Here is a 22120-nt window from a genome sequence, read left to right as displayed (position 1 = left end):
TCATGGCCGATCCCATCCAAGTCACCGCCTCCGTCCGCGTTCCCGGCGACGCGATCCGCTTCAAGGCGGTGCGTGCCGGCGGCGCCGGCGGGCAGAATGTGAACAAGGTGTCTTCCAAGGTGGAGCTGCGCATCGACCTTGCCGCCATCGAGGGTCTGCCCGAGGACGCGCTGCTCCGGCTCCGGGCCTCCCAGCGCAACCGGCTGGATGCGGAGGGCCTGTGGATCGTGATCAGCGACCGCACCCGCGATCAGCTGAAGAATCTCGAGGACGCCCGGGAGAAGGCCGCCGACGCCATCCGGGCAGCTCTGGTGCGGCCCATTCCAAGGCGCGCCACCCGCCCCACGAAGGCCTCGAAGGAGCGGCGGCTGGACGCCAAGAAGCGGGCCTCGCACCTCAAGCGGCACCGCAGCGGCCCGCTGGAGTAAGCTGGGATTTCCCTCCGGAGACCCCATGTCCGCGCCTCAGACCTACGCGAACCACCGTCGCTTCGATCCCCTCATGCATTTCATCCTGATCCCGGTCTTCCTGGTCACGGTCGTCGCGACCATCCGGCATCTCTTCAAATTCCCGAGCCTCCACGCCACCTGGGTGGCCGTCCTGGCCATCGCCATCCTGCTGCTGGCCCTGCAGGTGCGCGGGTACGCGCTGAAGGTGCAGGATCGGCTGATCCGCCTGGAGGAGACCCTCAGGATGCAGCGCCTGCTCCCCCCGGAGTTGCAGGCCCGCATCCACGAACTCACCGTCAGGCAGATGGTGGGCCTCCGCTTCGCCTCGGACGCTGAACTGGCGGATCGCGTCCAGGAGGTCCTCGACCAGAACCTGAGCGGAGAGGCCGTCAAGAAGCGCATCCTGACCTGGCGGCCGGATTCGTTCCGGGTCTGAAGCGCCTCTCCGCCTAGCTTTCGCGCAGCAACTCCTGGCGGATGACCTCCGCAATCTGCTTCGCCGCCGTGGAACCAGCCTCGTCGCCCGAAAGCTGCTGGGCCTGCTGCACCCGACGGGCGATGGAAATGCAGGCCTCGGCGGTCGATCGCTCGATCACTTTGGCGGGTGCCTTGGTACGCATGTTTCCGGGCGGCATGGGTCCTCCGGAGCTGTGGGGGTGTTGGGGAGCAGGTTAGCAGATTCAAAGAATTCGTTTCACAGTACATTGCCGGAAATATCGCTTAGCCTCCTCACCTCACTTGGACCTGCCCATGGCCTTCGAATTCAAACCCGGTGACCGGGTACGCCTCACCCGCGCGGGCGTGACCTTTTATGGAGGCGCCTGGCCGCACTTCGTCCCGCAGGGCCAGGGTGGAGGGGCCCCCGGCACCGTGCTGGCCGCTGAGGACCGCCCCCACAAGCCCGGCGCCGCTCCCCGGCCGTACTACATTCGCTGGGACAATGGCGTGGAGAACAGCTACCGGATCGAAGACATCGAAGCCGCCGGGTCCTCCGCCGAACCAGATGGCGAGTCTGCCGGCAATGTCGTGCCTTTCAGGCGTACCCCCTGAACCGCCCGTGATCGCAGGCCCTGCGCCTGGCAAGTCGGGCAGTGCCCCCGGCAGGCCCAGGAACAGACAGGGCGCGGCGTCTGAGCCAGGGCATCCGCAGACATGCTCATAAGATACGCCGGACCGCCCGCCCTCATACTCCGTTGCGTTCGCATCAGCCGAACAATCGAGGCATGTAGCCACCCCAACCGGGGCGGAAGAGCGAAGATTCGTCACTCTCCTGGTGCACGACTCGGTCTCCATTTCCAAAAGGGAGTTACCGGGCGCATGAAGGTGGTATTCAAGCAGTCCGTAAAATTCCCGTGAAACTCAAAGCTTAGGCCCCTCGAAAGGGGCCTAAGTGTGGAGCCAACTACAGGATTCGAACCTGCGACCTGCTGATTACGAATCAGCTGCTCTACCAGCTGAGCTAAGTTGGCGCTGGCCTCCCAGTTTGCCCTGGGAGGCCGTGGGAATCAACTACCGGCCGAAGCCGGCGGGCAGCTTCATGCCCAGGTTCTTGACGAGGAAGGCCCACTGGTCGGCGCGTTCGGCGATCTGCTTGGCGGTGGGCTTGCCGGCGCCGTGGCCCGCGTTGGTCTCGATGCGGGTGAGCACGGGGGCGGAGCCGGCCTGGTCGGCCTGCAGGGTGGCGATGAACTTGTGGCTGTGGGCAGGCACCACGCGGTCGTCATGGTCGCCCGTGGTGACGAGCGTCGGGGGGTATTTCACGCCGGGCTTCAGGTTGTGCAGCGGCGAGTATTTGATGAGGTTGGCGAAGCCCTCGGGGGTGTCGCTGGACATGTAGTCGCTCTTCCACATCCACCCGATGGTGAAGGTGTGGTACCGCAGCATGTCCATCACGCCCACGGCCGGCAGCGCCGCGCCGAAGAGATCCGGGCGCTGGGTCATGCAGGCGCCCACCAGCAGGCCGCCATTGGAGCCGCCGTGGATGGCGAGCTTGGGGGTGCTGGTGTATTTCTCCTTGATGAGCCACTCGCCCGCGGCGATGAAGTCGTCGAAGACATTCTGTTTCGTCTCCCGCCGGCCCGCTTCCCACCAGGTCTTCCCGTATTCGCTGCCGCCCCGCAGGCAGGCCACGGCGTAGACGCCGCCCATCTCCATCCAGACCTGGGCCACGGGGGAGTAGTTGGGGGACTGGGCGATGTTGAAGCCACCATAGGCGTAGAGCAGCGTGGGGTTGGCACCGTCCAGCTTCAGCCCCTTCTTGTAGGCCAGGAACATGGGCACCTTCGTCCCGTCCTTGCTGGGGTAGAAAACCTCCTTGACCTCGAAGTCCGTGGGCTTGATGTCCACCTTGGGCTGGCGGAACACGCTGCTCGTCCCCGTCTTCAGGTCGTAGCGGTAGAGGGTGGGCGGCTGGTTGTACGAGGTGAAGGTGTAGAAGGTCTCGGTGTCCTGGCGGCGGCCGTTGAAGCCGCTGAGGTTGCCCAGGCCTCCGGCCTTGATCTCCTTGAGGAAGCGCCCCTTCAGGTCATAGAGCTTCACGATGTTGAGGGCATCGATCTTCCAGGTGACGGCGAAGGTGTCTCCGAAGAGGTCGGCCGCTGCGAGGACATCCCGCCCCTTCCCTTCGGGGATGAGATCCTTCCAGGCCTTCGGCTGCGGGTCCTTGAGGTCCACGGCCACGATCCGATGGCGCGGCGCACCGGCATCGGTGTGCACATAGAAGGTGTCGCCGTCATTGCCCAGGATGGCGTAGGCGCCGTCGTACTGGTTGAACAGGGGAACGACGGGGCTGCCGGCCTTCCGGAGGTCCTTCAGGAAGACACGGTTCTTCCGCTCGGTGCCCTGGCGCTGGGAGATCACCAGCCAGTGGCCGTCGTCGGTCACGGCGGCGCCGAACCCCCAGTCCGGCTGATCGGGCCGCTCGTAGATCACCGCATCCTTCTCGACGGGATCCCCCAGCTTGTGGAAGAACAGCTTCTGGTTCTTGTAGACGGCAGTGAGGGCCTTGCCGGCCTCCACCTTCGGATAATCGGTGTAGTAGAAGCCGCTGCCATCCTTCGCCCAGGCATTCACGCCCAGCCGCCCGGCCGGGAAGGTGTCCGGCAGATCCTCCCCCGTGGCCACCTTGCGCACCTTCCAGGTGCTCACATCGGAGCCGCCCTTGGACAGGCTGTAGGCCACGAAAGCGCCATCCTCGCTGAAGCGCATGCCCCCGAGGGAGACGGTGCCGTCCTTGCTCAGGGCATTGGGATCGAAGAACACCCGGCCCTTCTCCTCCAGGCGTTCCGTGAGGTAGACGACGGCCTGGTTCTGGAGCCCCGAGTTGTAGGAATAGATGTAGTACTTTCCGTGCTTGCTGGGCGCGCCGTACTTCTCGTAGTTCCAGAGGTGCGTCATCCGGGTCTCGATGGCCTTCCGTTCCGGAATCTGCGCGAGGTAGGCCTGGGTCACCTTGTTCTGGGCCTCCACCCAGGCCGCGGTCTCGGCGGAGTGGTCATCCTCCAGCCAGCGGTAGGGGTCGGCCACCTTGGTTCCGTGGTAGTCGTCGACCACATCGCCCTTGCGGGTGGCGGGATAGGTCAACGGCGGCTGAGACAAGGGCATCTGACCCACCAGAGCCGTGGCGGCGAGGGCCAGCAGCAGGCAGGTTCGGGACAGGGATCGCGGCATGAAGGGGCCTCCTGAAGGGCATGGGGGGATGCCCTTCAGAATACCTCGTAACACAAGGTTGGAACAGCCCTTCAGGGCTTCATGCCCAGGTTCTTCACGAGGAAGGCATAGACATCGGCCCGCTCGGCGATGGCCTTGGCGGTGGGCTTGCCAGCCCCGTGCCCCGCGCTCGTTTCGATGCGGGTGAGGATGGGGACCGGGCCAGCCTGGGCCGCCTGGAGGGTGGCCGTGAACTTGTGGCTGTGGGCGGGCACCACCCGGTCATCGTGATCACCGGTGGTCACCAGCGTCGGCGGATACTTCACGCCCGGCTTGATGGTGTGCAGGGGCGAATACTTCATGAGGGTGTCGAAGCCCTCCTTCGTCTCGCTGCTGCCGTAGTCGCTCTTCCAGCCCCAGCCCAGGGTGAACTTGTGGAAGCGAAGCATGTCCATGACGCCCACCTCGGGCACGGCCGCGCCGAAGAGGTCCGGCCGCTGGGTGAGGCAGGCGCCCACCAGCAGGCCACCGTTGCTCCCGCCATTGATGGCCAGCTTCGGCGTGGAAGTGACTTTGTGGGCGATGAGCCACTCGGCCGCCGCGATGAAGTCATCGAAGACATTCTGCTTCTTGTCCTTCCGTCCGGCGTCGTACCACTCCAGGCCGTACTCGCCGCCGCCGCGCAGGTTGGGCATGGCAAAGACCCCGCCCATCTCCAGCCAGACCATGCGGGACACGGAGAAGGCCGGGGTCAGCGAGATGTTGAAGCCACCGTAGCCGTAGAGCAGGGTCGGGTTCTGGCCGTCGAGCTTGAGGCCCTTCTTGTGCACCAGGAACATGGGGATCTTCGTGCCGTCCTTGCTGGGGTAGAAGACCTGCTTCACCTCATAGTCCGCGGGCTTGAAGGCCACCTTCGGCGTGCGGAAGATGGCGCTCTTCCCCGTCTTGAGGTCCAGGCGGTAGATGGTTCCGGGATAGGCGAAGCTGCCGAAGGTGTAGAAGGTCTCGGTGTCCTCGCGGCGTCCGCCGAAACCGCCCGCCGTGCCCAGCGCCGGCAGGGCCAGGGTGCCGGTCTTCTTGCCCTTGAGGTCGTAGAACTCCACGGCGGAGTGGGCATCCCGCATCCAGGTGGCCACGAAGCGGCCCCCCACCAGCGACACGGCTTCCAGCACATCCTTGCCCTTGGCCTGGGGGATGATCTCGGTCCAATGGGAGGGATCGGCCTGGCCCTTCCGGATGGCCACCAGGCGGTTGCGCGGCGCGCCCTGGTTGGTGGTCACGAAGAAGCGGTCGCCCTCGTTGTCCACCACGCCATAGGATGCGTCCATGCGGTCCAGGAAGGGCTCCACGGGGCTGCCGGGCTTCGTCAGATCCTTGAGGAACACGCTGGTCTCGGGGTTCGTGCCCTTGCTGCCATAGATGACCAGCCAGCGGCCATCCTCCGTCACGGACCCGCCCAGGTACCACTCGGGCTGGTCGGGGCGCTGGTAGACGAGGACATCCTCGCTCTGGGGGGTGCCCAGCTTGTGGAAGCAGAGCATGTGGTTGTTGTTGACCCCGGTCAGCGCCCCACCGTCCTTGGGAGCCTCGTAGCGGCTGTAGAAGAAGCCGCTGCCATCCTTCAGCCAAGAGGCCCCGCTGGCCTTGGACCAGCGGATGTCGTCGGCCAGGTCCTGGCCCGTGGCCACATCGCGGACCTTCCAAGTCTGCCAGTCGGAGCCGGCCACGGAGATGGAATACGCCATGAGGCGGCCATCCTCCGTGAAGCTCGCGCCGCTGAGGGCCACGGTGCCGTCCTTGCTCAGGCCGTTGGGATCGAGCAGCACCCGGCCCTTGGCCTTGGGATCCTCGGTGACGAACAGGACGGACTGGTTCTGGAGCCCCGTGTTGTAGGAGTAGAAGTACCGCTTACCCCGCTTGAAGGGCGCGCTGAATTTCTCGAAGTCCCAGAGGCGGGTGATGCGCTCCTGGATCTTCGCCCGCGCGGGGATCTGCTCCAGGTAGCCGAAGGTCACCTTGTTCTGGGCCTCCACCCAGGCTTTGGTCTCGGCGCTGTTGTCATCCTCAAGCCAGCGGTAGGGATCGGCCACTTTCGTGCCGAAGAAATCCTCCACGACTTCGGCCTTGCGGGTGGCCGGGTAGGTCAGGGGGGTCTGGGCGGACAGGGCGGTGGTGATGGCGAGGGCCATGGGAAGAATCCTCATGCGACGAGCCTCCGAGCGGGCAGCCATTTTCACACCAATCCGAACCCGAATCCCAGCCGTGCAAGCCCGGCCGCTTGGTGGTAGGGTGCGTGCAGCCCTGGAGGTCTCTTTGGTCCCGCCATCCAGCAAGAAAGTCTTCGTCCTGGATACGAATGTCCTCCTGCACGATCCGAACTCCATCCTCCATTTCCAAGAACACGATGTGGTACTGCCCATCGTGGTGATCGAGGAGGTGGATCACTTCAAGAAGGATCAGACTGAAATCGGGCGCAACGCCCGCACGGTTTCCCGCATGCTGGACAAGCTTCGGGCCAGCGGGAGTCTCAGCCGGGGCGTGCCCCTGGAAGGCGGCGGGTCCCTCAAGGTGGATGTGGAGAACCACCCCCTGGACATCGGCATCCTGTCCGCGGACAAGCACAAAGCCGACAACCAGATCCTGGCCTGTGCCAAGCAGCTCCTCACCACCTGCAAAGAGAAGGTGGTCCTGGTCACCAAGGACACCAACCTCCGCATCAAGGCCGACGCCATCGGCATCCTGGCCGAGGACTACACCACCGACCGGGTGGAGATGGACGAACTCTACACCGGCCACAAATCCTGGGAAGTGGACCCCGCCAAGGTGGACCTGCTCTATGACGGCGGCCTCCAGCCCGAACCCGAGCTGCAACTCGAACCCAACCAGTTCCTCACCCTGGTGGACCAGACCAACCCCAGCCACACGGCCCTGGCCCGGTTCATGGCCGGCGAGGGGCTCCTGCGCCCCCTGAAGCGCATGGAGGCCTGGCCCTGGGGCATCAAGCCCAGGAACCGCGAGCAGCAGTTCGCCATGGAGCTGCTCCTGGATCCCAATGTCCAGGTGGTCACCCTCCTGGGCAAGGCAGGCACCGGCAAGACCCTGCTGGCTATCGCCGCGGGCCTCCAGCAGGTGGTGGACGACGAGTCCTACGACAAGATCCTCGTGAGCCGCCCGGTCATGCCCATGGGCCGGGACCTGGGTTACCTGCCCGGCGACATCAGCGAAAAGCTGCGGCCCTACATGCAGCCCATCTACGACAACCTCGAGTTCATCGTGGGCGCCAACACCGAGGCCCGGAAGCGCACCACCATGACGGCAGGCCAGCTGGAGGAGGCGGGCTACCTCAGCGTGGAACCCCTCACCTACATCCGGGGCCGCAGCATCCCCAAGCAGTATCTGGTGGTGGACGAGGCCCAGAACCTCACGCCCCACGAGGTCAAGACCATCCTCACCCGGGCTGGCGAAGGCACCAAGGTCATCTTCACGGGCGATCCGCACCAGATCGACAACCCCTATGTGGATGCCAGCACCAACGGCCTGAGCTTCCTGGCGGAGCACTTCAAGCACCTTGATGTTTCCGGCCATGTCACCCTGATGAAGGGCGAGCGCAGCAAGCTGGCCGAGCTCGCGAGCAACCTGCTGTAGGAGGCCGCCATGGCTGACTCTTCCTGGGACAACGGCGGCCACGGCGTTCCGCTCAAGACGGGCCTGCCTCTCTGGGGCAAGATCGCCCTGGGCTGCGGCATCGCCTTCCTCGTCGCCCTGGTGACCTGCGTGGGCGGGGTGGCGTTCATCGCCAACAAGGTCAAGAAGGACCCTGAAGGCTTCAAGCAGAAGGCCATGAATCTCGTGGCCGACAAGGTGCGCCCGGACTGGGAGGATTTCCGCACCGTGGTGGAACAGCTGCGCACCCCCGAGGGTTGCCGTGCCCTCTACGCCGCCAACCCGGGGCTGGCGAAGACCTGGCCGACGGAATCCGATTTCCTGCAGGCGTCCTCCAAGTGGCAGAAGGACCTGGCTCCCGTCCCCGATCTCACCCCGGAGCTGATGGATCACCAGGGGCTCCGCATCAATCATGATTTCGGCGGCAAGGTGGAGGTGGGCTGGAGTCCGAAGTCGGGCCGGGCCGTCTATGTCACCTTCGAGGGGGCCCGGAAAGCCGGTGATACCGGTCCGCGGCGCGTCACGGGGCTTGATGTCCGCTGAAGACGGCCTCCGCGGACTTGTGGCAGGATCCGCGCCGATCCACGCCGATCCGCATTGAGCCCGCGGGGTTTTTCCGCCAAGATTCAAGCATGACCGCAGCTTCCGGATCCGTATCTGACGCCCTCGCCTTGCTCATGAAGGGCACTGTGACCTGCCACAAGGTGGAACAGCTGGAGGCGAAGCTGAAGGAGGGCCGGCCCCTTCGGATCAAGGCGGGCTTCGATCCCACGGCGCCGGACCTGCACCTGGGTCACGGCGTGCTCATCCGCAAGATGGCCCAGTTCCAGAAGCTGGGGCACGAGGTCACCTTCCTCATCGGCGATTTCACCGGCCTCATCGGCGACCCCACGGGCAAGAAGGCCACGCGGCCGCCCTTGTCCCGAGAGGAAGTGCTGGCCAACGCCGAGACCTACAAAGCCCAGGTCTTCAAGATCCTGGATCCGGAGAAGACGAAGATCCGCTTCAACAGCGAGTGGCTGGAGCCACTCCATGGCGAGCAGTGGATCCGCCTGGCCTCCCGGTTCACCGTGGCCCAGATGCTTGAACGCAATGATTTCGCCAAGCGCATGGAGGCCCGCGAGCCCATCTCCCTCCACGAACTGCTCTACCCCCTGACCCAGGCCTATGATTCCGTGGCCCTCCAGGCCGATGTGGAGCTGGGCGGTAACGATCAGCTGTTCAACCTCATGCAGGGCCGCATCCTCCAGGAGGCGTCCGGCCAGAAGCCCCAGGTGGTGCTCACGGTCCCCCTGCTGCTGGGCCTGGATGGCGTCGAGAAGATGTCCAAGTCCCTGGGCAACTACATCGGCTTCATGGAAGACGCCGACACCCAGTTCGGCAAGGCCATGAGCGCCAGCGACGCCCTCATGTGGGACTGGTACCTGCTGCTGACGGACAAGCTGCCTGCGGAAATCGAGGCCCTCAAGCAGGGTCACCCCATGGATGCCAAGAAGGCCCTGGCCCGGCAGATCGTGTCGGATTTCCACGGCGCCGCCGCCGGCCGCGAGGCCGAGGATCGTTGGGTGCGCCGCTTCTCCGAGCGCAGCCAGGAGGAGGCCCCCGAGGTCACCGTGGCCCCCACGGACGGGGAGGTCCCCCTCAGCCGCCTGCTGGTGGACCGGGGCCTGGCCGCCAGCCGCAAGGAGGCTGAGCGCCTTCTCGGCCAGGGTGCGGTGAGCCTGGATGGGCAGAAGGTCGGCGATGCCACCCTCCGGCTGGCGCTGCAGTCCGGCCAGTCCCTGCTGGTGAAGGTGGGCAAACTCAAGCTCGAGCGATGGGTGGTCACATGAGCCTTCCGGCCCTCAAGGATCTCTTCGCCCGGCATCGTGGCCGGGCCACGGGCCTGTGGCGCCTGGGCCAGGAACCCCAGCGCACGGTGTTCATCGAATCGGGCGATGTGGTCTTCGCTGTCAGCACCCACCCCCTGGATCGTCTGACCCACCTGCTGGTCGAACGGGGGAAGATCACCCAGGCCCAGCTCGACTACGCCATGGCCAACCTCAACCCGGCCATGTCCATCGGCAAGAACCTCATCGAAATGGGCTTCATCACCCAGCGCGACTTGCTGGATGTGGCCCGGGCCCAGGTAGAGCGGGTGGTCTGGGCCGGTATGGCTGAAGGCGTTGAAATTCCCACCTTTGAAGCCAAAGAGCTGGAGACCAACACGGTTCGGCTGCCTTTCGACACCCCGGCCATGCTGCTGGCGGGGGTGCTGAACCTGCGCGATCGGGAGCGCCTCCTTGAGGAGCTGGGCCCCCTGAATCAGGTGGTGGTGCTTGAGGGCCGGCGCCACCAGGAACTCACCCTGCCACCGGACCTGGTCCGCATCCCCGGCCTCCTGGACGGCAGCCGGACCCTCATGGAACTCAGCCGCGAATCCGGGGTGGAGCCCTTCCGGCTCGGCGCCTTCGTGCTGTTTTTGCGGGAGATGGGATGGGCCCGGCTCCACGAGCTGCCCCCCCTCGACCGCCGGGCGCTGGAGATGGCCCTGGACCCCCCCGAAGCGGCCATGACCCCGGCCCTGCCGGAATCCACCCCGACACCCCCTTCCCTGTTCGCGGAAATCCGCGCCAGCCAGCGGCCCACGACCAACCTGGAGCACCTGTCCGAAGCGCTGGACCAGCTGGGCCCCGAGGATGAGGTCGAGGATCCCTTCCCCCCCGACCCCGAACCCGAACCCCGTCCGGTGCTGGCCGTCCCCATTCACCACGAGGCCGAGGGCAGCACGGAAAGCTATGCGCCGCCGGAACTTGAAGCAACCGCTCCTGCCCGGCGCCCCCTGGTGCTCCTGCTGCTTCTGGTGGCGGCCCTGGGGCTCTGGGGCGGTCTGCGCTGGTATAAGCATAGATCCACCGCTCGTGGGGCAACTCCGCCCAGCAGCCCCCTCAAACCCGGAGCACCAACCGAGAAGGTGACCCCGCCCGCCCCGAACCCGGCCCCCAAGACCGATGCCGGTGCCCCCCTGGCCGTCGAGACCAAGGCTGAACCCAAGCCTGAGGCCAAGACCGAACCCAAGATTCCGGCCAAGGCTGAACCGAAGGCCGAGTCCAAAACGGGCGCACCGCCTTCCAAGGCAGACCGCCTCCAGGCCATTCTGGACGGGAACTGGAAGCTGGCCCTCGCCCAAGGTGCCGGCCAGCGGAAGGCGATCCAGGGGAAATGGTCCCTCCGCCTGGAGATCGCCTGTCAGGGCAGCACCGTGCAACATGCCGCCAGCCTGCTGAAGGGTCTGGATCCAGACCTCTTCCTGGTGCCCATGGCCATGCGGGACGGACGCACCTGCTACCAGGTGTTCCTGGGGGCCTACGGCTCCGAGGCCGCGGCCAAGGACGCCGCGCGACGCTTGCCCGCCCCCTTCCTGGCCGAAGGCAACCGTCCCAAACCCTTCCGGGTGAGCCAGATCCCCGATCGGCAGTAGTCATAAATCGTGCGACCGCTGTATATATACCAACTGTTATTTCAGATCCTTTACAAACGGCCTAGCGCCGACTATACTTTATATGTATATGAGGGGGTTCATTAATTCTGGCCCCCTGTTCTTTGTGGAGCCCGATGCTGTCGCCCTTCCCCCCCACCAACTGGAGCAAGGCCTGCGCGCTCTGGATCCACGAGATCCATGTCGCCTTCGATCCTCCAGTCCCCGTGGTGCCCGGAAAGGGTGGCCTCTTGCGGCTCATGCGCTGGAGCACGCCCCGGGTGGCGGTCCTGGTGGCCCTGAGCTTCACCCTCCACTGCACCCGCCCGCCGGCCTACCTTCCTTCTCCGACCGCCGGTCCCCTGGGGGGCGGCTCGTCGGCCGACGGCCAGGCTTATGTGGAAGAGGGCGTGGCCAGCTGGTACGGCGGCGATGGGGATGGATTCGCTGGTAGGCCAACGGCCAGTGGAGAAATTTTCGACCCCGAACAGTACACCTGCGCCCACCGCACCCTGCCCCTGGGCAGCTTCGTGGAGGTGGAGAACCTCGACAACCGCAAGCGGGCGGTCCTCCGGGTGAACGACCGCGGCCCCTTCGTCAAGGGCCGGGTGCTGGATCTGTCCAAGCGGGGCGCTCAGGACCTGGGTTTCGCCGGACAGGGCACCACCCGCGTCCGGATCCGGTCCGTGAATGCCATGGGTCTTCCCACGGCCCTCGACCCGGCCGTGGACCGCATCGATCCTTTCGTCGTGCAGGTCGCCGCCCTTTCGGATCCCAAGAACATCGACTCACTTACGCGCGAACTTGAAAACACCTTCGGCCCCGTCAGCCTCCAGGACACCGTCACCCGCGGCGGCCTGTCGGTGAAGCGCGTCCGGGTGGGAAGCTACACCAGCCGTCAGGAAGCCGAGCAGGCCGCCGAAGAAATCACCAAGCACCTGAAGGATCGCGGTGTCGAACCCTTCATCACCCGCCAGCGCTGATCCCCCGCGCCCCTACCTGGTCATCCCGGCGGGAGGCCGGGGGCTTCGCATGGGCGGAGGCCTGCCCAAGCAGTTCCGCGACTGGGGCGGACGGCCCCTGCTGCAAGCGACCGTCGAGGCCTTCCTGGCCCCAGGCATGCCCCATCTAGCCGGCATCGCCCTGGCCGTGCCCGAGTCCCACCTGGATGAGGTCCGCCGCTGGTCGTTCAGTGCGCCCTGCTGGGTGGTGACCGGAGGGAGCACCCGGCAGGAATCCGTGTGGGCGGCGCTGTCGGCCCTGCCCGAGGAACCCCTGGCCCCGGTGATGATCCACGATGCCGTGCGCCCCTTCCCGCCCTCGGCTCCCCTCTGGGAGGCTCTGGAGGCTCTGAACCGTTTTGACGGGGTGCTGCTCGGCGAGCCGTCCACGGACACCTTGAAGCGGGTGGACGCCCAGGGACGCGTGCTGGGCACGGAGCCCCGGGAGGCCTTCTTCCGCGCCCAGACCCCCCAGATCGCCCGGCTGGGCACCTGGCTCCGGGCCTTCCAGGCCGCGGACGAGGCCGGATTCACCGCCACGGACGATGTGGCCCTCCTGGAGCGGCTGGGCCTCGCCGTGAAGCTGGTCACCAGCCCCGGCACCAATCTGAAACTCACCACGCCCGAAGATTGGGACCGGACCCACCCCCGCTGACCCCTGACCACGGTGTGTGGTGGATGAACCCACATCTTCTTTCTTCTTGTGACCGTTCAAATCATAAAATAATTTGAGTAATAAAACGGCACGAATCTGGCTTTCCAATCTGCGAGGACGAACCATGCCCCGCAGCACCACACCCCAGACCCTGAGCCGCGAGATCACCATCTCGGGCCATGGCCTGCATGGGAACCGCCCCTGTTCGGTGCGGCTGGTGCCGGTGGACGCCCCCACGGGCCTGGTGTTCATCCACACCCCCACGGGCACGGAGATTCCCGCCAAGGCAAGCCTGGCGGGCGACCTGGTGCTGTCCACCACCCTCTTGAAGGATGGCGTGCGCCTCCAGACCATCGAACACCTCCTGTCGGCCCTGTCCGGGCTGGAGGTCGAGCACCTCCGCATCGAGGTGGACGCCGAGGAGCTCCCCATCCTCGATGGCAGCGCCGCCCCCTGGGTGGACGCCATCCTGCAGGCCGGCACGAAGAGCCTCCAGGGCCGTCGCCGTTTCCTCAAGATCACCCAGCCCATCGAAGTGCGGAACGGGGATCGCTGGATTCGCGCCCTGCCTTTCGACGGCCTCCGCCTGCGCTATGTCATCGATTTCCCCATCCCCTCCCTGGGACGGCAGAGCCGCGAGCTCAGCCTCACCCCCGAGAAATACCGCCGCGAGCTGGGTGCCGCCCGCACCTTCTGCCTGGCCCAGGAGATCGACATGATGCGCTCCCGGGGCCTCGCACTCGGGGGCAGCCTGGACAACGCCGTGGTCTTTGGCGCCGATGGGCCCCTCAACGACTCCCTGCGCTTCGAAGACGAGGCCGTGCGCCACAAGATGCTCGACCTGGTGGGCGATCTGGCCCTCCTCGGCGCGCCCCTGCTGGGTCTCGTGGAAGCCCACGCCGCCGGCCATGCCCTGCATGTCGCCCTGGTCCAGGCCATCCTCGCGAGCCCCAACTGCTGGGAGTGGACCGAGAACGCCGAGCCCGCCAATGTGCAGTTCTTCTTCCATCCCCTCGTGGCCCAGCCCGCCTGAGGGCCCGGCTGGGGATTGGGCGGCCCGGCGGGATTTCCAGTTGCCGTTCCCCATCCCATGCTGCCAGGATGGATCCTTCACCCAACGAGGTGCATAGGTGTTACTTCATCTCCATCAGTGACCTGACGAACCGGGCGGATGTGCCCGGGTGGGTGGCCGCGCTGGCCAGAAGCGGGGAGATGGAAGAGGACACCAGGGAGGCCGTGGCGGCCATCCTTCGTGATGTGCGTCAGAACGGACTGCCCGCGGCGGTGGCCTGGACCGCCCGCCTGGACGGTGTGCGGCTGGACCCCGCGGCCCTCGGCGTCCCGGCTTCCGCACTCGAGGCGGCCCGTACGGACCTGGACCGGAACCAGCCGGACCTCATGGCCGCCCTGCGCGAGATGATCGCGAATGTGCGCCGGTTCGCCGAGGGTCAGCGCGACTGCCTGCGCGACCTGGAACGGCCCCTCCCCGGGGGCGGCACCGTCGGCGAGCGCTGGTGCCCCCTGAAGACGGCGGGAGTCTATATTCCCGGGGGTCGGGCCTTCTACCCCTCCACCCTCGCCATGACGGTCATCCCCGCCCAGGTGGCTGGTGTGGCGCGTATCGTGGGCGTCACCCCCCCGAAGCCCGAGCCCACCCTGCCGGGCGCCTGGGGGATCGATCCGCTGGTGCTGGCCTGTGCCGCGGAGCTGGGCCTGACCGAACTCTATCCCTTCGGCGGGGCCCAGGCCCTGGGCTGGCTGGCCTACGGGGAGCCCGCGGTGGATCTCGTTGCGGGGCCCGGAAACCGCTTCGTGGCCGAGGCCAAGCGGCAGCTGATCGGCACCTGCGGCATCGATGCCCTGGCCGGGCCCACGGAGCTGCTGGTGATCGCGGATGGCAGCGCGGATCCCGCCTGGGTGGCCGAGGACCTGCTGGCCCAGGCCGAGCACGATCCCGATGCCGCCGCCGTGCTGGTGAGCGCCGACCGTACCCTGCTGCAGGCAGTGGCCGCGGAGCTTCAAGCGCGAGTAGCCGCCTCGCCCCGGAAGGCCGTCCTCGAACAGAGCCTGGGCGCCCACGGACGGCTGGTCTGCGCGGAGCGCGAGCTGGCCATCGCCCTGGCCCAGGCCTGGGCCCCGGAGCATCTCGAGCTCTGCGTCTCCGACCCCGAGGCCTGGCTGCCCGCCCTCACCGCGGCAGGGGCCCTGTTCATCGGCAGCGCCAGTGCCGAGGCCTTCGGCGACTACGGTGCAGGACCAAACCATGTGCTGCCCACCAACCGCAGCGCCCGCTACACCAGCCCCCTGGGCGTCGCCACCTTCCTCAAGCGCCAGAGCCTGCTGCGGCTCACTCCTGCCGACGCGGCGGCCATGGCCCCCTGGGTGGAGCGGCTCGCAGAAGCGGAAGGCCTCGTGCACCACGGCCGCAGCGCGGCGCTCCGCGCGGCCGGCGCCGGTCTCCGCGCCCATCATCGCCCCTAGGGAGCGCCTCTTCGCCGAGCGCTCCGCATCGCTTCTTCACCCGGAAGCCTGGTTTTCTCCTACCCTCATCCCGAGTTCCCCATGTCCCTGCTCCGACCCGACCTGTCCGACCTGCCCGCCTACCGGCGGCCTCCCGAGCCCCCCACCGGCCTGCGGCTGCACATGAACGAGGCGGCCTCGGACTGGCCCGAAGCCGCGCGGGAGGCCCTGCTGGCACGGCTCAGGGACCTGCCCTTCCACCTCTATCCCGAGCGGCAGGACGAGCTCACGGAGCGGCTGCGGAAGCGCGTGGGCGCACCGGAGAATGGCCTGCTGCTGGGCCCCTCCAGCGGCGCCTTGCTGGACCTGGTGGCCACGGCGGGCCTGAGCGCCGGCGATGCGGTGGCCATCCCCGACCCCGGCTTCAGCCTCTACCCCATGCTGGTCCGGCGGAACGGTGGCCAGGTGCGGGCCATCCCCCAGGGCACCGGCTTTCCGCTGGAGCCCTGGTTCAGCGCCCTCGACTGCCGCCAGATCTGGCTTACCCTGCCGAACAACCCCACCGGCGCCTGGATCTCCCCGGCCGCGCTGGAGCCGCTGCTGGAAGCCGCCGCGGCCCGGCCCGAGCCGCCCCTGGTGGTGCTCGACGAGGCCTACGCGGAGTTCGCCCCCGCCACACACCGCCTGGCGGTGGACCGCTACCCGAACCTGGTGCTGCTCCGCACCTTCAGCAAGGCCCTGGCCTCCGCGGCCTGGCGCATCGGCTACCTGCTGGGCGATCCCGCCCTGGTCGCGAAGCTCGCCGCGCTGCAACTGCCCTACTCCTTGACCGCCGCCAGCCTGGAGGCGCTGGATGTGGCCCTCGATTTCGCCGCCGAGTTCGAGCCCGCCGTGCGGGCCCTGCCCGACCGCCGCGACCGCCTCTCGGCGGCGCTGCCTGCCCACCAGGCGGCCCCCAGCGCCGCTAACTTCCTGCACCTGTCCCCGGATCCCTCGCCCCTCCTGGAAGCCGCGGGAATGAAGGTGCGCCGCCTGCCCGGCACCGACGCGGCCCGCGTCACCCTCGGCACGGAGACTGATATGCTGCGCGTCGCCTCGGCGCTTGGCGGCTCGTTGCCCGCCCCGGCCCCCCGGCCCCGCCGCCGCCTGCTGGTCCTGGACATCGACGGCGTCCTCATCGATGCCGACCGCAGCTTCCTGGAGGCAGTGGGCCGCGCCCTGGCCGACCTGCGCCCGGCCCTGCCCTGGTCCGAGGGGGCCTACCGGGCCTTCAAGCGCCTGGGGGGTTTCAACAACGATTTCCGCCTCGCGGCGGGGGCCCTGGCCCTGGCGGAAGCCTTCGGGGACCGGGACCTTCAGACCTTGGCCGAAGGTGCCGCCGGTCAAGGTTTCCCGCAGCTCGAAGCCCGCATCCAAGCGCTCGAACCAGCCGCCCAGGCCGCCGTCCAGAAGCACTACGCCGACACCATCCAGCTGGAGCGGCCGCTGGCCTCGCTGGAGGACCTCCAGGCCACGGGCTGGGATCTGGCCGTGCTGACCGGGCGTCCGCCGGAGGAACTGGAGCTGGCTTGGCGCGTGCTCGGCTTCCAGCTGCCGGCGGTCTGCGATGCCGCCCCCCACCTCCGCAAACCCGAGCCCGCCGGCCTGCTGCAGCTGGCGGATGCCTTCCGGGCCGAGGAGATCCTCTTCGTGGGGGACACCGTCGATGATGCCGCCTGCCTGCGGGCGGCCGCGGCGGCGCGTCCCGAACTCACCTGGCGATTCGCGGCCCTGGGCCCGGATCGCGCCCGCTTCGCCGCCCCGGGAGATGTGCAGTCCGCGAGCCTGCGCGTCCTTCTGCCGATGCTGAATCAGACCCCGTTTTCCAATTGCCAGGAGCTGCCATGAGGACCGCCACCCTGCACCGCGCCACCGCCGAGACGGATGTGAAGGTCACCCTCCGCCTCGAGGGCGGGGAGGCCCGCATCCGCACCGGTCTGGGCTACTTCGACCACATGCTGCTGCAGCTGGCCAAGCACGGCGGCTTCGGCCTGGAGGTCGAGGCGCGGGGGGACCTGCCCGTGGACAGCCACCACCTGGTGGAGGATGTGGGCCTCTGCCTGGGCGACACGCTGAAGGAGGCGCTTGGCGACCGCGCCGGCATCGTCCGCTTCGCCCATGCCTATGTGCCCCTGGATGAGGCGCTGGCCCGCGTGGTGGTGGATCTCTCGGGCCGTCCCTGGTGCGAATTCCACGCGGAGCTGCCCCCCATCGTCCTGGGTGATGGGTTCCAGGTGGAGATGGTCCGCGAGTTCTTCATCGCCCTGGCCGTACGCGGCGGGCTGGCCATCCACGCGGACCTTCTGCGGGGCGTGAACACCCACCACAAGGTCGAGGCCCTCTTCAAGGCCCTGGCCCGCGCCTTGCGCCAGGCCACGCGGACCGAGGGCGGCGGCGTGCCTTCCACCAAGGGGACCCTGTCCGCATGAGCACCATCACCCTCATCGACTACGACGCGGGGAACCTCGCCTCCCTCGAGGGCGCCCTCGAGCGCCTGAATCTGCCCTTCGTGCGGGCGGCGTCGCCGGATCAGGCCGCCGAGGAGGGCCCCATCGTGCTTCCCGGCGTGGGCCACTTCGAAGCGGCCCAGAAGTCCCTGCGCGAGCGCGGCTGGTGGCGCGTGCTGCCAGGGCTGGTGGCCGAGGGCCGCCCCCTGCTGGGCATCTGCCTGGGCCTGCAGCTGCTGGCCGAGGGGAGCGAGGAGGCGCCCCGCGCCTCGGGCCTCGCCTTGATCCCAGGCATCGTGCGGCGGCTGGGCCCCGGCGTGAAGGTGCCCCACATGGGCTGGAGCCAGGTGCGCCAGAACTACCCCCACCCGGGCCTGCCGGATCCCAAGGATACTTGGCTCTATTTCGTCCACAGCTACGCCCTGGAACCCACCTTGGAGACGGTCTACACCGCGGACCACGGTCGGCCCTTCGCGGCCATCGAAGCCCGGGGACATGTCATGGGCTTCCAGCCCCACCCCGAGAAGTCAGGCGCCGCGGGGCTGATGCTGCTCCAGGCGGCCCTGGCCTGGATGGGTGCCACCACCCCCGCGCCGGAGGTGCCATGCAACTGATCCCCAGCATGGACCTCTTGCAGGGCCGCCTGGTGCGGCTGCGCCACGGTGATCCTCAGCAGGCCACCTTCTACGACCTGACGCCGGAGGCCTGGGTGGTGCGGCTGATCGCAGCCGGGGCCCGGCGCATCCACCTGGTGGATCTGGACGGCGCCTTCGGCGGATCGCGTCAGGGGGCCTTCACCCGGTTCCCGGAACGGTTCCCCGAAGTCCGCTTCCAGCTGGGCGGCGGCCTCCGGGATCGCCAGGCCATCGAGGAGGTGCTCGACCTCGGGTTCGACGCCGTGGTGGGCACCCTGGCCGTGGAGCAGCCCAGTGCCCTCCGGGGGCTGCCCGGGGATCGCATCGTCGCGGCCCTCGACCTCAAGGGCGACCGCATCGTCACCCGCGGCTGGCAGTCTTCCAGCGCCTGCGCCTCCACCGATGTCTTCGAGGCCCTGCTCACCCTCGGCTTCGATCGCGCCCTGGTCACCGATGTGAGCCGCGACGGGACGCTGGAAGGCCCCGGCGTGGAAGCGGCAGCCTGGGTGGCGGGCGAGGGGTTCCGGGTCCAGGCCTCCGGTGGGGTCAAGGGTCTATCTGATCTCGCCCCCTTGATTGAGATCCCCGGCGTGGTGGGCGCCATCAGCGGCAAGGCCCTCATGGAAGGCTTCATCCCGCTGGATGCCCCGTCCACCCGGGTCGCGCTGGAAGGAGGCGCCTGATGCCCGCCAAGCGCATCATCCCCTGCCTGGATGTGAAGCAGGGCCGCGTCGTAAAGGGCGTCCAGTTCAAGGATCTCCGCGACCTGGGCCACCCGGTGGACCTGGCCCGCCGCTACGACGCCGAAGGCGCCGACGAACTGGTCTTCCTCGACATCGCGGCCTCCCTGGAACAGCGCAGCACCCGCCAAGCGTGGGTGCGGGCGGTGGCCCATGAGCTGAGCATCCCCTTCACCGTGGGCGGGGGCGTCTCCAGCGTGGACGACGCCCGCGGCCTGCTGCGCGCGGGCGCGGACAAGGTGGCCGTCAACACCGCCGCCGCCCTCCGCCCGGCCCTGGTCTCCGAACTGGCCGACGCCTTCGGGCGGCAATGCGTGGTCGCCGCCGTGGATGTGAAGCGCGACGCGGACCTGGGATGGCGGGTGGTTCTGAAGGGCGGCACCGAGCCCACGGACCGGTCCGCCCTGGAATGGCTGCAGGAGCTGAATGAGCTGGGGGCCGGCGAGATCCTGCTGACCTCCATGGATCGCGACGGCACCGGAGATGGTTTTGATCTGCCGCTGCTCGAGCAGGCCACCGAACTGCCCATCCCGCTCATCGCCTCCGGCGGCGCGGGCCTCGAAATCCATTTCCTGGAGGCCCTGGAGCACGGCGCGGACGCCGTGCTGGCCGCCACGCTCTTCCACGAAGGCATCCTGCCCATTGCCAGGCTCAAGGCCTACCTCGCCCAGAACGACATCTCCGTGCGGATCTCCCATGACCTTTGATTCCCTCCGATTCGACGCCGACGGCCTCATCCCCGGCCTCGTCCAGAGCCGCACTGGCGAGCTCCGCATGATGGCCTGGCTCAACCGCGAGGCCCTCCGGCTCACCCTCGACACCGGCTTCGTCACTTTCTGGAGCCGCTCCCGGCAGGCGCTGTGGGTGAAGGGCGAAAGCAGCGGCAACCGGCTGAAGCTCGTCCAGATCCGCCCCGACTGTGATGCGGACGCCCTGCTCATCGTGGCCGATCCCGAGGGGCCCAGCTGCCACCGGGGCACGGAGAGCTGCTTTGACGGGGAGCCCTGGCCCGCCACCCTGCCCTGGCTGGGCCGGCTGGAAGCCCTGCTGAAGTCGCGGAAAGCCTCGGCGGACCTCAACGGCAGCTACACCCAGAAGCTCTTCGCCCAGGGCGTGGACCGCATCGCCAAGAAGGTCGTGGAGGAGGCGGGCGAGGTGATCCTCGCCGCCAAGAACGATGATCGGGAGGCCTTCCTCGGCGAGGCGGCGGATCTCCTGTTCCACCTGGATCTCCTGCTCCTGGAGCGCGGCGCGAGCCTGCTCGAGGTCGTGGAAGTGCTCCACCACCGCCATGCGGACCGTTCCGGGGGGCCCGCCTGATGCCCGTCCGCACCCCCCACTTTCCCGACCTGCTTTTTGGCTCCGCCGCCCGCCTCCGCCGTTGGGAGGATGCCCTCATGGGCCTTCTCCAATCCCACGGCTATCGCGAACTCCATCCCTCGCTCGTGCTGCGGGAAGCCGTCCCAGAGGGCGCCCTGCGCTTCTTCGACGGCGACGACCTCGTGGCCCTGCGCTGGGACTTCACCGTGGCCCTGGCGGGCCTGCTGACCCGGGGCTTCCCCGAACCCCCGCCGCGGGTGGCCTACGCGGGCGCGGTCTTCCGCCGCCCGGTGCAGCCCTGGGAAGCCGTCGAACGCTTCGAGGTGGGCTGCGAGCGCATCCAACCCGAGGGCGAGGCCTCGGCCGAGGCCGATGTGGAGTTGGCCCGCCTGCTCATGGCCATCCCCGGCTGTCTTGGCCTGAAGAGCGCCATCCTGCACCTGGGCAACGCGGCCCTGGTGCGCCGGCCCCTGGAGGCGGAGGGGCTGTTCGGGGCCCTCTCCGACGCCGTGGTGGCGGCCCTCTCGCGCCGCGCCCCCCACCGGGTGCGGGAAGCCCTGGATGGCCATCCTTCCGCCGCGCGCCTGGCCGCCCATGCCGAGGCCCTGCTGTCTGAGCTCGACGGCCCCGGCACCCTGGATGCCCTGGAGTCGAGTCCCTATGCGGGTCTGCTGGAGGCCGAGCGGGAGCACATGGACCGCGCCCTCCAGGCCCTGCTGCCCATCCTCCCCCCCAACCTCGAGCTGCGGGTGGACCTCGCCGATGTGGCGGGGCTCGGCTTCTACACGGGCCCCACCCTGCGGCTCTGGGCCCCCGGCGCTCAGCAGGAACTGGCCGCGGGCGGTCGCTATGACCGCCTCTTCCCCGACCTGGGCCGCCCCTGGCAGGCCGCCGGATTCTGCGTGCGGCTCTCCCGCCTGCTCGACCTCGCCGACACCCGGCCCGACCTCTTCGAGGAGCCCCGATGACGCTCCAGACGCTGCTCATCGCCTTCCCCAAGGGCCGCCTCGGCGACGAGCTGGTGCCGAAGCTCGCCGGCACGCCCCTGGCCCTGGATGCCCAGGCCCTGAAATCCCGGGTGCTGCGCATTCCCACGGCCACGCCCGGCGTGGCCGCGCTGCTCCTCAAGGGCGCCGACCTGCCCCGCTATGTGGCGGCCGGCGTGGCGTCCCTCGGCATCGTGGGCTCGGACACCCTGGATGAGCTGGACATGGATCTGCTCGAGCTGGCGGACCTGGGCTTCGGCGCCTGCCGTCTGTCCCTCTGCGCCCAGGCGGGCATCACGCTGGACGCCCTGCGCGCCAAGCCCCACCTGCGTCTCGCCACCAAGTTCCCCAAGGCCACCGAGGCCTGGCTCACGAGGGAGGGCCTCACGGCCGAGCTGGTGCCCCTCAGCAGCAGCGCCGAGCTGGCGCCCCTGCTGGGCCTGGCGGATGCCATCGTGGACCTGGTGCAGACCGGCGGCACCCTCAAGGCCCACGGCCTGGTGGAAACGGCCGTGCTGGGCCGATCTTCCGCCCGCCTCGTGGCCGCCCGCGGGGCCTACCTCAGTGAACCCGGGCGTATCCGGCCCCTGGCGGATCTGCTGATGGCGACGCTGCGCTGA

The 22120-nt window shown here is 68.2% G+C and carries 22 protein-coding genes and 1 tRNA gene; 19 read left to right on the top strand and 4 right to left on the bottom strand.

Annotated elements, in window-relative coordinates:
- Positions 1-2 precede the first annotated feature (2 nt).
- On the top strand, positions 3-428 hold the full coding sequence (arfB, locus tag QUD34_RS06590) for an alternative ribosome rescue aminoacyl-tRNA hydrolase ArfB (protein WP_286355805.1): 426 nt from the start codon (positions 3-5) through the stop codon (positions 426-428).
- Between the two features lie 25 nt (positions 429-453).
- Positions 454-885, top strand: coding sequence for a DUF6526 family protein (locus tag QUD34_RS06585; protein ID WP_286355804.1), 432 nt, complete (start codon positions 454-456; stop codon positions 883-885).
- A 13-nt stretch (positions 886-898) separates the two neighbouring features.
- Here the strand turns inward: QUD34_RS06585 and QUD34_RS06580 are convergent, their stop codons facing one another.
- The gene (locus tag QUD34_RS06580) at positions 899-1084 is read right to left on the bottom strand and encodes a hypothetical protein (protein ID WP_286355803.1); all 186 of its coding nucleotides are present in this window, start codon (positions 1082-1084) and stop codon (positions 899-901) included.
- A gap of 115 nt (positions 1085-1199) precedes the next feature.
- Here QUD34_RS06580 and QUD34_RS06575 point away from each other — a divergent pair, with 115 nt between their 5' ends.
- Positions 1200-1499: a hypothetical protein gene (locus QUD34_RS06575; RefSeq protein ID WP_286355802.1), complete on the top strand. Its 300-nt coding sequence runs from the start codon at positions 1200-1202 to the stop codon at positions 1497-1499.
- A 343-nt stretch (positions 1500-1842) separates the two neighbouring features.
- On the opposite strand, the gene QUD34_RS06570 is transcribed toward QUD34_RS06575, so the two are convergent.
- From QUD34_RS06570 to QUD34_RS06560, 3 genes are all read right to left on the bottom strand, one after another.
- Positions 1843-1918 (bottom strand) — tRNA-Thr (locus QUD34_RS06570).
- Positions 1919-1958: 40 nt separating this feature from the next.
- Entirely contained in the window at positions 1959-4118 is a 2160-nt protein-coding gene (locus QUD34_RS06565; protein WP_286355801.1) for a prolyl oligopeptidase family serine peptidase, read from the bottom strand.
- A gap of 71 nt (positions 4119-4189) precedes the next feature.
- The gene (locus QUD34_RS06560) at positions 4190-6301 is read right to left on the bottom strand and encodes a prolyl oligopeptidase family serine peptidase (protein ID WP_286355800.1); all 2112 of its coding nucleotides are present in this window, start codon (positions 6299-6301) and stop codon (positions 4190-4192) included.
- Positions 6302-6386: 85 nt separating this feature from the next.
- Between QUD34_RS06560 and QUD34_RS06555 the strand changes: the two genes are divergently transcribed.
- The 16 genes from QUD34_RS06555 to hisG all read left to right on the top strand — a co-directional run bounded on the left by QUD34_RS06555 (position 6387) and on the right by hisG (position 22120).
- Positions 6387-7742: a PhoH family protein gene (locus tag QUD34_RS06555; RefSeq protein WP_286355799.1), complete on the top strand. Its 1356-nt coding sequence runs from the start codon at positions 6387-6389 to the stop codon at positions 7740-7742.
- Between the two features lie 9 nt (positions 7743-7751).
- A complete protein-coding gene (locus QUD34_RS06550) occupies positions 7752-8303 on the top strand; it encodes a hypothetical protein (protein WP_286355798.1) in 552 nt (183 codons plus the stop codon).
- 89 nt (positions 8304-8392) lie between these two features.
- The gene (gene tyrS / locus QUD34_RS06545) at positions 8393-9592 is read left to right on the top strand and encodes a tyrosine--tRNA ligase (RefSeq protein ID WP_286355797.1); all 1200 of its coding nucleotides are present in this window, start codon (positions 8393-8395) and stop codon (positions 9590-9592) included.
- Complete coding sequence (locus QUD34_RS06540; protein ID WP_286355796.1) at positions 9589-11220, top strand: DUF4388 domain-containing protein; 1632 nt, start codon at positions 9589-9591, stop codon at positions 11218-11220. The genes tyrS and QUD34_RS06540 overlap by 4 nt, the downstream gene beginning before the upstream one ends.
- Positions 11221-11354: 134 nt before the next feature.
- Entirely contained in the window at positions 11355-12200 is an 846-nt protein-coding gene (locus tag QUD34_RS06535; RefSeq protein WP_286355795.1) for an SPOR domain-containing protein, read from the top strand.
- Positions 12169-12873 (top strand): IspD/TarI family cytidylyltransferase, encoded by a 705-nt coding sequence (locus QUD34_RS06530; protein ID WP_286355794.1) that lies wholly within the window; start codon positions 12169-12171, stop codon positions 12871-12873. Before QUD34_RS06535 ends, QUD34_RS06530 begins: the two co-directional genes overlap by 32 nt.
- 124 nt (positions 12874-12997) lie before the next feature.
- Positions 12998-13906 carry a UDP-3-O-acyl-N-acetylglucosamine deacetylase gene (gene lpxC, locus QUD34_RS06525; protein ID WP_286355793.1) on the top strand — a complete coding sequence of 303 codons (909 nt, stop codon included), beginning with the start codon at positions 12998-13000 and terminating at the stop codon, positions 13904-13906.
- A gap of 68 nt (positions 13907-13974) precedes the next feature.
- The gene (gene hisD, locus QUD34_RS06520; protein WP_286355792.1) at positions 13975-15354 is read left to right on the top strand and encodes a histidinol dehydrogenase; all 1380 of its coding nucleotides are present in this window, start codon (positions 13975-13977) and stop codon (positions 15352-15354) included.
- Positions 15355-15435: 81 nt separating this feature from the next.
- The gene (locus QUD34_RS06515) at positions 15436-17220 is read left to right on the top strand and encodes an aminotransferase class I/II-fold pyridoxal phosphate-dependent enzyme (RefSeq protein WP_286355791.1); all 1785 of its coding nucleotides are present in this window, start codon (positions 15436-15438) and stop codon (positions 17218-17220) included.
- The gene (gene hisB / locus QUD34_RS06510) at positions 17217-17801 is read left to right on the top strand and encodes an imidazoleglycerol-phosphate dehydratase HisB (RefSeq protein WP_286355790.1); all 585 of its coding nucleotides are present in this window, start codon (positions 17217-17219) and stop codon (positions 17799-17801) included. Before QUD34_RS06515 ends, hisB begins: the two co-directional genes overlap by 4 nt.
- On the top strand, positions 17798-18433 hold the full coding sequence (gene hisH / locus QUD34_RS06505; protein ID WP_286355789.1) for an imidazole glycerol phosphate synthase subunit HisH: 636 nt from the start codon (positions 17798-17800) through the stop codon (positions 18431-18433). Before hisB ends, hisH begins: the two co-directional genes overlap by 4 nt.
- Positions 18424-19137, top strand: coding sequence for a 1-(5-phosphoribosyl)-5-[(5-phosphoribosylamino)methylideneamino]imidazole-4-carboxamide isomerase (locus QUD34_RS06500; protein WP_286355788.1), 714 nt, complete (start codon positions 18424-18426; stop codon positions 19135-19137). Before hisH ends, QUD34_RS06500 begins: the two co-directional genes overlap by 10 nt.
- Positions 19137-19901, top strand: coding sequence for an imidazole glycerol phosphate synthase subunit HisF (hisF, locus tag QUD34_RS06495; RefSeq protein WP_286355787.1), 765 nt, complete (start codon positions 19137-19139; stop codon positions 19899-19901). The genes QUD34_RS06500 and hisF overlap by 1 nt, the downstream gene beginning before the upstream one ends.
- Positions 19891-20514: a bifunctional phosphoribosyl-AMP cyclohydrolase/phosphoribosyl-ATP diphosphatase HisIE gene (gene hisIE / locus QUD34_RS06490; protein ID WP_286355786.1), complete on the top strand. Its 624-nt coding sequence runs from the start codon at positions 19891-19893 to the stop codon at positions 20512-20514. The genes hisF and hisIE overlap by 11 nt, the downstream gene beginning before the upstream one ends.
- Complete coding sequence (locus QUD34_RS06485; protein ID WP_286355785.1) at positions 20514-21482, top strand: ATP phosphoribosyltransferase regulatory subunit; 969 nt, start codon at positions 20514-20516, stop codon at positions 21480-21482. Before hisIE ends, QUD34_RS06485 begins: the two co-directional genes overlap by 1 nt.
- Complete coding sequence (gene hisG / locus QUD34_RS06480) at positions 21479-22120, top strand: ATP phosphoribosyltransferase (RefSeq protein WP_286355784.1); 642 nt, start codon at positions 21479-21481, stop codon at positions 22118-22120. The genes QUD34_RS06485 and hisG overlap by 4 nt, the downstream gene beginning before the upstream one ends.

Origin of the sequence: Geothrix oryzae, from assembly GCF_030295385.1 — a bacterium.
In the GTDB taxonomy this organism is placed as follows: Bacteria; Acidobacteriota; Holophagae; order Holophagales; family Holophagaceae; genus Geothrix; species Geothrix oryzae.
Note: the sequence above shows the minus strand (reverse complement) of the source record. Positions and strands in the feature narration are given on the sequence as shown.